This is a genomic window from Mesorhizobium sp. 128a, assembly GCF_053848025.1.
Genome location: NZ_JBSPKY010000014.1, coordinates 92,832 through 106,327 on the forward strand (window position 1 = coordinate 92,832; position 13,496 = coordinate 106,327).

At 59.6% G+C, this 13,496-nt stretch carries 11 protein-coding genes and 1 pseudogene; 5 read left to right on the plus strand and 7 right to left on the minus strand.

Annotated features, from left to right (window positions below):
• Positions 1 to 10 precede the first annotated feature (10 nt).
• The 4 genes from ACWTU9_RS22540 to ACWTU9_RS22555 form a co-directional block, all read right to left on the minus strand.
• A complete protein-coding gene (locus ACWTU9_RS22540) occupies positions 11 to 1,297 on the minus strand; it encodes an epoxide hydrolase family protein (RefSeq protein WP_455860207.1) in 1,287 nt (428 codons plus the stop codon).
• 109 nt (positions 1,298 to 1,406) lie between these two features.
• Positions 1,407 to 2,714: an epoxide hydrolase family protein gene (locus tag ACWTU9_RS22545; protein WP_455860208.1), complete on the minus strand. Its 1,308-nt coding sequence runs from the start codon at positions 2,712 to 2,714 to the stop codon at positions 1,407 to 1,409.
• A gap of 600 nt (positions 2,715 to 3,314) precedes the next feature.
• Positions 3,315 to 3,959, minus strand: coding sequence for an isochorismatase family cysteine hydrolase (locus ACWTU9_RS22550; RefSeq protein WP_455860287.1), 645 nt, complete (start codon positions 3,957 to 3,959; stop codon positions 3,315 to 3,317).
• A gap of 122 nt (positions 3,960 to 4,081) precedes the next feature.
• A complete protein-coding gene (locus tag ACWTU9_RS22555) occupies positions 4,082 to 4,609 on the minus strand; it encodes a hypothetical protein (RefSeq protein ID WP_455860209.1) in 528 nt (175 codons plus the stop codon).
• Between the two features lie 228 nt (positions 4,610 to 4,837).
• Between ACWTU9_RS22555 and ACWTU9_RS22560 the strand changes: the two genes are divergently transcribed.
• From ACWTU9_RS22560 to ACWTU9_RS22575, 4 genes are all read left to right on the plus strand, one after another.
• Complete coding sequence (locus ACWTU9_RS22560; protein ID WP_455860210.1) at positions 4,838 to 5,053, plus strand: response regulator; 216 nt, start codon at positions 4,838 to 4,840, stop codon at positions 5,051 to 5,053.
• Between the two features lie 169 nt (positions 5,054 to 5,222).
• Entirely contained in the window at positions 5,223 to 8,075 is a 2,853-nt protein-coding gene (locus tag ACWTU9_RS22565) for an ATP-binding protein (protein WP_455860288.1), read from the plus strand.
• A gap of 510 nt (positions 8,076 to 8,585) precedes the next feature.
• Positions 8,586 to 9,392 (plus strand): response regulator transcription factor, encoded by an 807-nt coding sequence (locus ACWTU9_RS22570; protein ID WP_455860211.1) that lies wholly within the window; start codon positions 8,586 to 8,588, stop codon positions 9,390 to 9,392.
• A 169-nt stretch (positions 9,393 to 9,561) separates the two neighbouring features.
• Positions 9,562 to 9,759: a hypothetical protein gene (locus ACWTU9_RS22575; protein ID WP_455860212.1), complete on the plus strand. Its 198-nt coding sequence runs from the start codon at positions 9,562 to 9,564 to the stop codon at positions 9,757 to 9,759.
• A 14-nt stretch (positions 9,760 to 9,773) separates the two neighbouring features.
• Here ACWTU9_RS22575 and ACWTU9_RS22580 read toward each other — a convergent pair whose 3' ends face one another.
• Together ACWTU9_RS22580 and ACWTU9_RS22585 are read right to left on the minus strand one after the other, a co-directional pair.
• Entirely contained in the window at positions 9,774 to 10,238 is a 465-nt protein-coding gene (locus ACWTU9_RS22580; RefSeq protein ID WP_455860213.1) for a helix-turn-helix domain-containing protein, read from the minus strand.
• Positions 10,239 to 10,293: 55 nt separating this feature from the next.
• Entirely contained in the window at positions 10,294 to 11,496 is a 1,203-nt protein-coding gene (locus ACWTU9_RS22585) for a CapA family protein (RefSeq protein ID WP_455860214.1), read from the minus strand.
• 906 nt (positions 11,497 to 12,402) lie between these two features.
• Here ACWTU9_RS22585 and ACWTU9_RS22590 point away from each other — a divergent pair.
• Positions 12,403 to 12,570, plus strand: a complete 168-nt coding sequence (locus ACWTU9_RS22590) for a hypothetical protein (protein ID WP_455860215.1) — start codon at positions 12,403 to 12,405, stop codon at positions 12,568 to 12,570.
• Positions 12,571 to 13,166: 596 nt separating this feature from the next.
• On the opposite strand, the pseudogene ACWTU9_RS22595 reads toward ACWTU9_RS22590, so the two are convergent.
• Positions 13,167 to 13,409, minus strand: a pseudogene (locus ACWTU9_RS22595) (ArdC-like ssDNA-binding domain-containing protein); the annotation flags it as partial.
• Positions 13,410 to 13,496: the final 87 nt, after the last annotated feature.

Consider the following 13,496-nt stretch of genomic DNA (forward strand, 5'->3'; position numbering starts at 1 on the left):
TCCGTTTATTTCATTGCCGCAGCGGCCTGAACCCCGCGCGCAATTCGGCCGCGAAAAGCTCTGGCTCTTCCCAGGCGGCGAAGTGCCCGCCTTTGTCGGCCTCGTGAAAGTAGATCAGGTGGCGATAGGCGCGCCGGGCCCATGTCTCCGGGGCTTGATAGTTCTCACCTGGAAAGACCGTAATCGCGACAGGGAGTGCGATCTCGGAGGTCATTTCCGGCCCCGAAAAAACAGGACTGCGCCCGCTATATTCCCAGTAGATCCGCGCCGATGAGACTGCGCTGTTGGTCAGCCAATACAGCGTGACGTCGTCGAGCACCTCGTCCGGAGACTTTTCGGGATCGCTGCTGTTGTACGTCCAATTCGAAAAGCCTGGATGTCCGAGCATCCAGGCAAGAAGGCCTGTGGGCGAGTCCGAGATGGAGTAGCCGACCGTCTGCGGCCGGGTACCCATCATTACCGCGTAGGACCTGTTGCCCTTTTTGGCAGCGACGCTGAGCGCGTCAAATGCCGTCCGTTCCTTCTCGGAGAGTCCCGGCGGCGCCGGCCCCCCTGCAGTCAGTATGGCAGCAATGTCGGGCGGTATGGCCGCTGGCAAGTTGATATGGATGCCGAGCAACCCGGCCGGCGACTGACGCGCCATCGCGCTGGAAACTGGAGACCCCCAGTCGCCACCCTGCGCGACATAGCGGGGATAGCCGAGACGCGCCATGAGTTGTGCCCAGGCTCGGGCGATGCGGTCAGGACCCCAGCCGGTATCCCTCGGCTTGCCCGAGAAGCCGAAGCCTGGCATCGAAGGCATGATCAGGTCGAAGGCGTCCTCCGCACGTCCACCATGCGCGGTGGGATCGGTGAGTGGGCCGACCGTCTTGAGCAGCTCGAACACCGAGCCGGGCCAGCCATGCGTCATGATCAGCGGCATGGCGTTCGGGTGACGCGAGCGCACATGGATGAAGTGAATGTCCACGCTGTCGATCGTCGTCATGAATTGAGGCAGGGTGTTGAGCTTGGCCTCCGCCTTTCGCCAGTCGTAACCGGTGCCCCAATAGTCGACGAGCGGTTTGAGCTTCGCGAGCTTTATGCCTTGCGACTGGTCATCCACCGTCTCTTGGTCCGGCCAGCGCGTCGCGGCGATCCGCCGGCGAAGCTCGTCGAGTTCCCCCTGCGGGACCTTAGCGACGAAGGGCCGGATATCATCGCCGGCCTCGGCGCGAAACGTCCCAAGGAGCAAGCTGATAGCCCCGGCTGCAGCCGTCGCGGCAAGTAGCTGCCGGCGGGAGAGAAATCGTATCGTCATGGCGTTCCTCCGTGGTCCGATTTGGCGGTGCGTTCACAGGCGGATCGGGCTGGAACAATCCGATCCGCGTCTCTTGAGCGGGTTGGAACGGCGAGCTGTCCTGCTCGACTCAGATTGATTGTCGGAGCGGCCGGAACCCAGCCCTGAGTTCGGCGGAGAAGATCAGCGGCTGCTCCCAAGCCGCGAAGTGCCCGCCTTTGTCGACCTTATTGTAGTAGATTAGCTTCGGATAAGCCTTTTCCGTCCAACTGCGCGGTGCTTCATACTGCTCGCCTGGGAAGACGGTTACGGCCACCGGAATCTTGACGCCCTTGGCGTTGAAGAACCCACCCTTGTATTCCCAGTAGAGGCGGGACGCAGAGACCCCGGTGTTGGTCAGCCAGTAGAGCGTGATGTTGTCGAGGACCTCGTCGCGCGTCAATTCGCCGGTGGTGCTGGTAGTCCGGTTCAGGGCCGCGGCGACCGCCGCGGCAGGCTGGCCATCACCATCACCGTGGTCGAGAAGCCAGGCTGCCAGGCCGACGGGTGAATCCGCGATGCCATACAAGGTTTGCGGGCGTGAGCCCATAAACCGGGCGTAATCGACCTGCCTGAATGTCTTGATCAGGTCTTCGTACGCGCGCTTTTCGTCGGCCGAAAGGCCTGATGGCGGCGGGGCGCCTGCCAGTAGCGCCTTGTCGACGTCGGCTGGGACGGTACCGGGCATGTTGGTGTGGATAGCAAGCAATCCCGCGGGCGCCTGCAGGCCCATCTGATCCACGACAAATGCACCCCAGTCGCCGCCCTGGGCGACGTAGCGCGTGTAGCCTAGTCGCTTCATGAGTTCCGCCCATGCTCGGCCCATGCGCTCTGGACCCCAGCCGGGCGTGGTCGGCTTGCCCGAAAAGCCGTAGCCAGGCATCGAGGGGATCACAACATCGAAGGCGTCCGATGCGCTCGCGCCAAATGCCGTGGGGTCAACAAGCGGGTCGATGATCTTCAACTGCTCGATGATCGAGCCTGGCCATCCGTGATTGATGACGAGTGGCAACGCCTTTTCATGCTTCGAGCGGACATGGATGAAGTGGAAATCCAGCCCATCGATCTCGGTCATGAACTGCGGATAGCTGTTCAGCTTCGCCTCGACCTTGCGCCAGTCGTAGTCAGTCGCCCAATAGCGCGCGAGCTCCTGAATTGCAGAAAGTTGCACGCCTTGCGATGTGTCCTTGACGGTTTCACGCTCAGGCCATTGCGTGGTGGCAATGCGTCGGCGAAGTTCGGTGATCTTCTCTTCCGGGAAACTCACGGTGAAGGGTCGGATCGAAGCCTCTCCGGTCGCTGCGTAAGACGTCCCGGGGAGCATGCTGACAACGCCGGCGGCGGCAGTGGCGAGGAGTACCTCGCGCCGTGTAGGCAAAAGTGATGATCTTGCTGACATGATGTTCTCCTATGTCTGATCTGGTCCGATACAAGACAAGGATCAGCTGCCTCAGGAGCTAAAACCATTGCACCTTGGTATCGCTTGGTCGGCAGCAGTGAGCGGTTGCGATAGGCTCAACGAGCGCCTGCCCCGCCGTCGGCCTGGATCTTTCCCGTGAAGAGCAGCGCAACCGCGCGCACGCAATGGCGATGGCCTATAGGCCCATTCGTTGAATTTGCTTAGCGGGAGCGCTGCTCCGCATTATAACGCTGCACCGATCCCAAATACTGGGGCAAGATATGTCCGGTGCCCAATACTGCGATGCCGACCAGCACATTGACAAGAACGCTGACACCGGAGTTGCGGTGCTTCAGAAGGTGATCCGGCTATGGCAGTCGGAATGCTGAGAGCCATGATGATTATGGAACGGCGGCGCACCGTTATGCTCGGCCTGCGGCCGTCGCCGGACCACGCCGAAATCACCGGGTGGGCACCATACTGCGCGCGCCTGTTTCTGGGATGGGTGTCGGGCGATGCGAGGGCAAGTCCGATCTCCTGCTAGCTGGTATCAGCAGCGTTGGCTCCCAGCGCCATTTCCCTGGCTAGGCCACAACGAGATCATCGAGCGCCAGTTCCCGATGTCTGCCCTAGGGAAATGGAGGCGACGATTTCGCTCGTTGACACAATTGCGCTGGCATAGTTCGGGATATTGATTTCGAGAGCAGCGTGCATAGCATCGTCTGAGTAGTCGGCGGTCGCGTCCCTTATCACGGTGACTTCGTAACCGAGCTCGGCGGCGAACCGAACTGTCGCCTCGACGCAGGTATGCGCTATCAGTCCGATGACAATGAGCTTGTGGATGCCGTTCCTCTTGAGCTCCAGATCCAAATCCGTATTGGCAAAACCGCTGGAACACCAATGCTCCGCCACGACGGTTTCGCTCGGCAACGGCTCGAACTCGGCACGAATTTCGCCGCCCCAGCTGCCGTGCTCGAAGCTCTTGTTCCTCCATGCTTTTTTCTGAATGGGGGCAATGTACCTCCAGGTCTCATAGTCGCCTGGCCGGTAGCGATGGTGCATCACGTAGAACACCCGAAGCCCTGCATCCCGAGCGGCTCTGAGGACTTGCAGCATGTGAGGCACGCAGTCGTTCCTTTCTGCAACGGCCTGGATGCGGGGCCATATCTTGCCACCCTCGGAAATGAAATCGTTGTACGCATCGATCACCAGAAGTGCAGTGATCTCCTTTTCATACGTGTGCATTTCCATGATGCTTCTCCGTCGGATCTCTGGCTTTTGAGATTTGAGTGGCGTCATCGACGATCTCTTGCGGCTTGGCTGCGACATCCTACCAGCTCAGAAAAGATGTTCTCGTTGGCGGTGGGCTATAAATCTCTCAGGGCGGCTCGCTCGATACTAGCCGCAAAGAGCGGGGTCTCGCCCTTGTTGTGGGCGATCGAATTTGGTTGGCGCTGCGATCTAAAAACCTCGAACGGGATCCCCTGCCGATCAAGCAAGGTCATAAAGTCGTTGGTGGCCGTGGAGCGGACGTGGTTGGTGAACTCACAACTCCCGTCGTTGAGGGCCTTGACGCTCAACTCCCATCGCACGTTGATTGTCGTCCGACCGTTGGGCGTGAAGATATCGGAAACCGAATCCAAAATGAGATGGTCCTTCCGGCCGAGTGTCTCGACGTAGTGTTGCACCATCAGCGCCCCGCCGATAACTTCGACGTTGATCGACATCCGTTTGCCGTCCGGCGCGGTCGTGAAGCCCGCCGCGACATGGGCCGGGGAACAGCCCTGATACTCCTGCTCTGCAAGGTTGAAGCACCATTTGGGGATATCGATCTTCTCGATTGGCGCGTTGATGACTGCCGTGAAGCTCGAATCGACAATTTCGTGATCGTCCATGACACATCTCCCTTTCGGATGCGGCATACTGATCAATAAAACACGGTAGGGAGCCATTGCACGATGGTATCGGCGGTACGCGGCCGGAGGGACACCAAGGCATAATAGACCGTTGCATTGGCCGGGGGCACTGTCGCGTACGCGCGTGTCACGAAAGGATGGCGATGGAGATCGATCTCAATCTTGTATTGGACGCACTATCTGCCATGGTGTGGACTGCGTTACCCGGTGGTTACGTCGATTTTGTCAACCATCAGCGGCCCCGATCTGCAGCGCGAGTTGGCGCTCAACGGGCAAGGAATACCGATCGTTTACATCACCGCTCAACGCGAGGAGTCCCTCCGACAGCGCCTTCTCGCGAGCGGAGCCGTCGCGTGCCTACTCAAGCCATTCAGCGATACGGCTCTGAGCGAGGGGCTCAATTCGGCTCTGCGAACGGGTTGAACAGCGCGGTTAGGGTACAGTATAACGGCAATGCCTGCGGACTTAGCGGCTGCACCTGACGACAAGCCGAGTTCCGCGTCCATGTTGAGTTAGATGCGTGTCGGGTTCGTCGCCGCCGACGACGTTCCGTGGGAGGGGCATATTACCGGTAGAGGGCAGTTTGCATGATGTGATCGCCTCTTTTGGCCCGTTTCGCTTGAACGCCGCCGAGAGATCCCTCGTGCGGGATGAGGAGCCTGTTGCGATCGGCGGACGGGCGTTAGATATCCTTATCGATCTTGTGGAACACGCAGGCGAGGTGCTGAGCCGAAAGGAACTGATCGAGCGCGTCTGGCCCGACGTGATCGTGGAGGAAGCGAGCCTTCGGGTACACCTCTTCAATCTCCGCAAGGCCTTGGGTGACGGAAAAAACGGCGCTCGTTATATCACCAACGTTCCAGGTCGCGGTTACAGCTTTGTAGCGCCGGTAAGACGCTCCGCACGAGGGCAACCTGCCGCGCCCGCCAACCAGGAGAGAAGGCCACAAAAACTACCTCCGCGGCTTGAAAGGATGGTCGGTCGCGATGGGACAGTCGCCGATTTGTGTTCACTCCTTTCGAGCCGCCGGTTCGTCAGCGTTGTCGGACCAGGAGGCATGGGAAAGACGACCGTCGCAGTGGCCACCGCCCACGCGTTGCGCGATGAGTTCTCCGATAAGATCTATTTCTTGGACCTCGGCTCGATCGGTGACTCGTCGCTGGTCGCCGGCGCGGTAGCCTCAACGCTTGGGCTAATCGGCCAAACTGGGCAAGATCCTTTGCCCGGTTTGGTCGCATTGCTGGTCGACCAGCCGATCCTTCTCGTTTTCGACAGTTGCGAGCACGTAATCGACGGGGTCGCCGAACTGACCGAGCGGCTGTTCATTGAGACGCAGCTCGTACACCTTCTCACAACCAGTCGTGAAGCATTGCGCGTGGAGGGCGAAAACGTACACCTTTTGACACCGCTTGAAGTTCCGATGGAGGAAGCCGGACTAACTGCCGACCAAGCGCTTGCCTCGCCGGCGGTGCAACTCTTTATGGAGCGCGCCGCCGCCGGTGGGCTTGTTACCAGGCTTAGTGACGCAGATGCGCCTATCTTGGCAGGGATATGTCGTCGACTCGATGGAATCGCGCTCGCCATTGAACTCGCGGCCGGCCGTGTGGGGGTCTACGGAATTCGAGGAACAGCCGATCTCCTCGACAATCGCTTCAAGCTTCTTTGGCACGGGCGGCGGAGCGCGCCTCCCCGACATCAAACTCTTCAAGCAATGCTTGATTGGAGCTACAATCTGCTCTCCCAGTACGAAAAGACGATCCTGCTGAGGCTATCTGTCTTCGTGGGCGCGTTTACCTTGGAAGCCGCATTGGCCGTCGCGGCCGAAAACGAAGATGATGCGCCGAAGCTTGCCGATGCCGTAGCGAGTTTGGTTGATAAGTCGCTTGTCAGGATGTCTGAGGTTGGGGGAGCAACTTACCATCGGCTGCTGGACACCACGCGAGCGTACGCGGCAACAAGGCTGGAGGACACCGGCGAAAAGGAAGTGCTGTCGAGACGACACGCACTTCACTACACCGATCGCTTGAAGTCCGATCCGACAAGCGCGACCGCCTTCGGAAGCCGTGACGTATCAGCCTACGAACCACACATGGGCAATATCCGGGCCGCGCTTGTTTGGAGCTTCTCGGAACTCGGCGACCCGCAGATTGGCGTGGAACTCGCCGCCGAAGCGGCGCCATTGTTTTTAGGGTTCTCGCTTCTTGGTGAATGCGAGCTCTGGTGTGAGCGCGGCTTGGCCGCTTTGCGAGAGGCCGATCGCGGAACAGTCATAGAATTGGCCTTGCAGGCGGCGTTGGCAATGTCATCGATGTTCACACGGGGTAACGGCGACGAAGTAAGGCGCGCTATTGAGCGAGGCATCGGGCTTGCTGAGGCACTGCGTGACGGAAAGTACAAGCTGCACCTACTAGCTGGACTAAACGTCTTTCTGACCCGGATCGGCGATTTCCGAGGTGCGGTCACCTCTGCTGAGCGGAGCATGCTCGTTGCGGGGGAGCTTGGCGAATCGCCCGGCTTAGTTATGGCTGAATGGATGCTGGGCGTGGCGCACCATCTTGTCGGGAATCAAGTCGCGGCGCGACTACACTGCGAGCGTGGGCTGGAGCTAGAAGCCGTCTCGGGTGCGGCCCAGGTCGACTTCTTTGGTTACGATCATCGGGCGCGCGGGCTAGTGGCATACGCGAGGGCCCTCTGGCTGCTCGGCATGCCGGACAAAGCCATTCTCACCGCAGACATGGCCGTAAAGGAGGCGATGAAGCGGGAGCATCCGGTCACGGTCTGCATGTCACTGAGCTACACAGTGCAGGTCTATCTCTGGAGCGGCGATTTCGATCGGGCGGCAGTGTGCATAGAGCGAGTCCTGGCCCACGCGACCAAATATTCTCTGGCGCCTTATCAAGCCCTTGGACTTGGGCTAAAGGGCGAACTTATGGTTTTGAAAGGTGAAATAACGGGGGGCGTTGATCTACTGCGAGAGGCGTTAGCAACACTGGCTGCCGAGCGCCATCATATTCTTGCAACGACTTTTCTTCGCGCGCTGGCCGAGGGCATGCTGAGATGTGGTCAGATCGATGAGGCTTCCGCGATGATTGACCGAGCTCTATTCTTGGCAGAGCAGGCCGGTGAGACCTATGACCGCCCGAATTTGCTTCGCGTGAAAGCAGAAATTCATCTGGCGCGCTCCCCGAAGGATGTGAGAGGAGCAGAGGAGACATTCCTTCAAGCTCTCTACTGGGCCAGCAAGCAATCCGCATTGGGCTGGGAACTGAGGGCTGCCGTTTCGCTGGCCCGGCTGTGGGAGAAGCAAGGGCAAGTGGCTCGCGCCGAAGATCTACTTGGCCGGCTTCTGCGGCAGTTTACGGAGGGATTTGGAACAGCGGATGTTAGGGAGGCAACCGACCTCCTCGCCAAATTGACTGGGAAACCTGCAGAAATGCAACGTTGACCGTGAGTATTGTCAGTTCAGGCGACGATCCATCCCGCGCATGAAGGCGGCTTGGCTGCCGCAGCGGGCGAGCTGCGGCCACTCGATTGGTCTGTTACATAGGGCATGCGACGCCCTGCCCTGGCAGGATTTGGTTTGGCACTGAGAGCATCTCCCAACACATAGCCGCTGCTTGAAAGGATCGCAGCGCAGGAACCAAGGCGTCGCTCAGCCCGTAGGATTTGGGGCGGCTGCTTGAACTGCTGAGGCCCACTGGCCTTCTTTCCTCAGGCGCGTCGTAACGGCTTTTAACAACTTATAACAAGCCAATTCGCTTCTTTTCAGCGAATGTTCTTGGCATCGGGAGGAGGAGCTGTCGAACGCCGACTGACTCCATGGCGAGTCGTTCGGTCGTCTTTGCAGCGAAGCACAGCGAACGTCAGTCCTGGATCGCTCTCGGTCGGACACCATGGATCACAGGCGGAGGACCTTTCTATGTATAGGTATGTGTCGGCGCCCAGCGCTAACTGCATGAGCGAACAGGCGGTCGTCTTCGTGTTGGACGATGACGTTTCGGTCCGTGAATCGTTAGAGTCGCTGGTCCGCTCAGTCGGTTGGACGCCAAAGACTTTTGAAACCGCAGCGGCGTTCCTTTACTACCCCAAGGCGCTTGTCCCGAGTTGCCTCCTGCTTGACTTCAGCCTTCCAGATCTCAACGGATTGGATGTGCAAACCCTCGTCTCTGTCGAGCGAGCTGAAATGCCGATCATCTTTATCACCGGGCATGCGGACGTACCGCTAGCTGTCAAAGCAATGAGGGCCGGAGCCCTTGAATTCCTGACGAAGCCATTCAGTGACGAGGTGTTGTTGCGCGCAATCGAGCTTGCACTCCAGAGAAGCAAGGATGCGCTCCTACTTGCAGCAAAGATACAAGCGACCCGTGATTGCTGCGACTCTCTTAGTCCGCGTGAGAGGGAGGTCATGGCGCTGGTCGTCGTCGGGCTGATGAACAAGCAGATCGCGTTCGAACTCGGAATTAGCGAAATTACCGTCAAGGCTCACCGCGGCCAGGTAATGCGAAAAATGAAGGCTAAGTCACTTCCAGAATTGGTCAAGATGGCTGCAATTCTTGGCAGCAGTCACGCCACCTCGCCTCGGTCCGTACCTCCGCTAACCCGGGGTGGCACGCCCTTATTCCAACTCGGCCCCCAGAGTAGCTACTTCTCGCCGCGGACCTACCGACAACGTGCTCACGAGTTGTCCAAAAGTGAAAACCGACGCGCCCACGCCACAATCGACGAACTTTATTCCAAAGAGGCGGTCTTAGACCGGCTGTGATTCCCGGACAACAGACCGCCCATCCTCGACGGTTCCCACCTTCGCCGAGTCGGAGGCGTGGCAGCACCTAGGGGCGACTGTTTGACCCTGATGCGAAAGCGAATGACTTGGCCCGTGAGCACGCTACGGCGCGGAAACGTGGCGAGCCGCCCCGGTTCCTCCGAGCGACATGCCGAGGATTGCGATCCTTCCCTTCGACGACATGAGTGCCGGTGCGGACAAGGGTTATCTCAGCGATGCCGTTGCCGAGGGCATCATCACCGAGCTGGCGCGCAGCAAGACTTATGCCGTCATCGCCCGGAACTCGAGCTACGGTCCGAGCAGTGAGGCCCGCGAAGATCATAGCACGCCTGTCCTTCTGACCTGAGCAACAGTTCGCCGTCAGTCTGCCTGTTCTTCATCGTATTGAGGGACGGCCCATTCTTCCCCGATTGCGGCGACAAGGGCGGACACGCGGGTACGCACCCGCGGAGGAAGTCGAACAAGACGCTCGATCAGGCGTCGACCTTCTGCGCTGGCAATGAAACCAATGCGCTCATCGGTTCGTAGACGTGAAGCCTCATGGCCGCTCTCCCCATTCTCCGGGAGACCTTCGAAAAAACGACTGACGGGGACGCCCAGCGACTTCCCAATGTCGTATATCATGGATGCACTGACGCGGTTCCTTGCGTTCTCGTATTTTTGGAGTTGTTGGAAGCTGACGCCTATCGATCGAGCAAGCTGAGCCTGCGATACGTCCGACAGTACGCGAACCGCCGCAATCTGTCTGCCGACGTGAAGATCAGCGGGGTGAGGATCACGCCTGATCTTTCGCTTTGGCGCTGCCGAACTTTTCGGTTTCAACAATGCTTTCGATGCTCCAACAGGTCATTTCCGGTGCAGTAGCCTTGGGTTTTGATCGTCAGCCAAATTTGCGCACAGGCGGCAGAACTATTCTGCCGGAGCATCCGGATATTTCGACCCCGGCACCGAAAGCACGCGAGCGGCTTGCGAAACCCTCGAGAATATCTCGCGCCGCGCGTCCGCCGGCGGGGACAGGAACCAATCCACTTGTTTCGGATCCGTGGCGCTCATTTCCCTCACCGATCACGACGGGCAGAAGGTCTATGGCTTCAAGGATTCCGTTCGCATCGTAGCGGCAAGCGGCGACAATGCTCTGCCAGACCTCCGGAGGATCCCATTCGCTCTCGTCCGGATGGACGTGAAAGAGGAAATTTCCGAGACCGTAGAAGATTGGCGAGCCATTGTAGATTTCCACCGCTTGAAGAACGGGGGCACCGTGGCTTACGAAAAGGTCTGCTCCGGCGTCAATGCATGTGCGGGCGAAGGCCTGTACCCAGCGCGGCACGTCCTGCCAACCTGGTTCCCAATGGTGGTGGTGCAGGTAGGCGATAACAAAATCGCCTTGCCCAGCCGCCTGCCGGACGGCGGACAGTTGAATATTCGCACTCTGCGGATCGATCTCGATCGAGCGGCCGAAGTCGGCTGCCTGGGTGAACACGGTCCCGTAGAAATTCAGCTCCTTCCCACTCGCCAGTTCGGGCGGATCCTCCGGTTGCGCATAATTGGTGAGTTCGAGATGCGAGCTTTGCAAATGATCGCCCAGCCTTGCCAGCCTCCGGAAATGGCCGTCCGGCACCCCGATCTTGCGAACGGTCTTCAGCCGGTTGACGCCAGGCCGAGCCGGACGCGAAGCCGAGCGGTTCTCGGCATACATGTTGGCCGGGCCAGGGCCTGCATCGAGCGCAAGCAGGGAGACATGGCGATGGCCCAGATGGCGCCGGCCGAGTTTCGCGGCGTTCGTCTCGTCGATCCCGATCCCGGCATGCAAGAAGCCGCGCGTCTCTACTTCGCCCAGCGTGGACTGGATGCCGCAAGGGCCGAGATCGAACGCGTGGTTGTTGGACAGGGCGAGCGCGTTAAAACCAATGTCCTGCAATGCATCCAGCACTTCAGCCCTGGAATACCCGAAGTACCTGCCCTTGGTCGGCCAACCCCCATGTTGGCCAAGGATCGTCGACTCAAAATTGGTGAAGACAACGTCACCCTGCTGATGGTAGCCATGATAGTTCTCCTTGATCCTGTCTGCTTCGAGCCGCACCATTGCGGTCTCGATGGTGGTCGAAAGGTCGGAGGCGATCGTCGGCGCACCCTTGGGCCGAAGCGCAGCGGAGGATGGCGCGGGAGCGACTTTGTTGAAGCGCGAGGAATGACGGCGAAGCCGGCAGGGGAAGAAAGTCGTGACGCGCCATTGCGCCACAGGCGATCGAGGCGAAAGCCGTTCTTCAGACCAGAAACACCAATCGAAGAGACCGCGCAGGTGCGCTCGCCACTACGGGAAGGTCAAGGAGATCTCGGGCAACCTCAACCGACTCGGCTCCGGCAAGTGCAATCCCACTCCATCGACAATTCTATGCGACGCGGCTCGCACATGGCATCGGCGAACTCGCGTCCGCTGGTGATGTCACGCAAAGCGACTGTCTCGATCGCATTGCCGCAGACGGCATTCTGGACGATCGCGCAAACACGCCAATCTGTGCCAGCCTCGACCGCATGCGGCCCACCGCCGGCTCCCCGGCGCCCCAGCATGACTGGTTTGCCCCGAGCGAGGACTGTCCGCTGTTCTTCTTCGCGGGCGTCTGGACGCGCTGGCAGGGGTCCGCAGGGTCAAGGACGGGCCGAGGACTTCGAGCTTTACGGCTTCCTCGCGACCAAAGCCCAACGACTTCATAGCGCAGATCCACGAGAAGACTACGCCGGTGATCTTCACGGAGGTGGAGACCTGGCCTACAGCAGCCCCGTGGTCAGAAGCGCGGCACATGCAGCGGACAGCTCCCGACCACGCCTCAGTGATTGTCGAGAAGCCGGCCATACAGATCAAGTTTCCACAGCAGGCTCCGGCTCAAGGTTCGCTTTTCTAAGCCGGCTTGATTGTGACATTGGGCTGCGCGATTGTCGCTGCGTAGTGCGTAGGTGATCGATGAAGCGTCGAGGCAAGGCGCTGCCTTTCGTGCCCACAGAAATTCACGTCAGCACAGTCGACGACGACAAGGGTGTGCCGGGCATCCTTTCGATCAAGACCACGGAAGGCCTGTTGGATATTGCGCTCGATGTGCAAGCCGCAGACGCCATTTTGAACGCGGTCAGGTCCATCAAGGCGAAGCTAGACCCGGCCTAAAAGAATGCCCGGGCGGCATCCCGGGCTAGCTGGAGGTCTTGGGAGTGCGCCGATACACTCTACCCCAATCGGCACACACTAACTTGCTTCACCATCGTGACGGGCAGATGAAGGCCATACTTGCTTGTCGCCGCGCATCAAGCGGTAGCCTTCTTCCAGGCTGCCGATAACCGTTAGGGCTTCCGCTGCTGAGTAGAAGGTTGCGATTGGAAAGGCCCGGCCGTCTTGGATCCATTCGAGCTGTTAGGCCTCCCGGTTCGGCTTGTCTTCGCCCACCAAATGTTCCTCTTCAAGGACGCATATTAGCGACACTTCATGAAGCTTTCGTGAGGCAGGTAAGCCGTCTATGGGCCGGCAGAACAGCAAAGCGAGGAGCGGGCTATAAGGACGGCGAAGGCGCTAGCAGGAAAGCATGCCGGTGCCATTGCGTGGTCCGCGAGGCCAACCCCTCCATTGGCGAGTATGGTGAGCCAGAGACGCTCTTCGTGGGGGGCGACGTGCCGGAAATGGAGTGATACAACTGGTACGAATGCGCGACGCAGTGCCTTGCCCGCTGTCGGCAAGGCACCAAGAGTTCATGGCGCGTGAGGATCGATCTCCCCGACGATTGCCGAGGCGTATCCGTCTCCCCAAAGGATAAGCACATTGATCCCGCTATTCGTCCTGTCGGTCCCGGCATTCGTCGGCAGGGACAACGGCGCCCTGGCGGCCGCAGTCCCCCACGGCTGGAACCAGGGGAAACGGCCTGCCTCCAACTGGGCGATGATCTTATTGGTGATATCGTCATAAAGGTTCGTCCGATCCGCGTCTGCGCGGACTCGGTCGCTTCGACTGGACATCGCGGTTCTCCGCAACGGCACCGGAGGCCTCTGCTCTGGCTTGAAACCCGTCGCCGAAAACCGGCCCTTCCCTGACTCTCGTCAGGA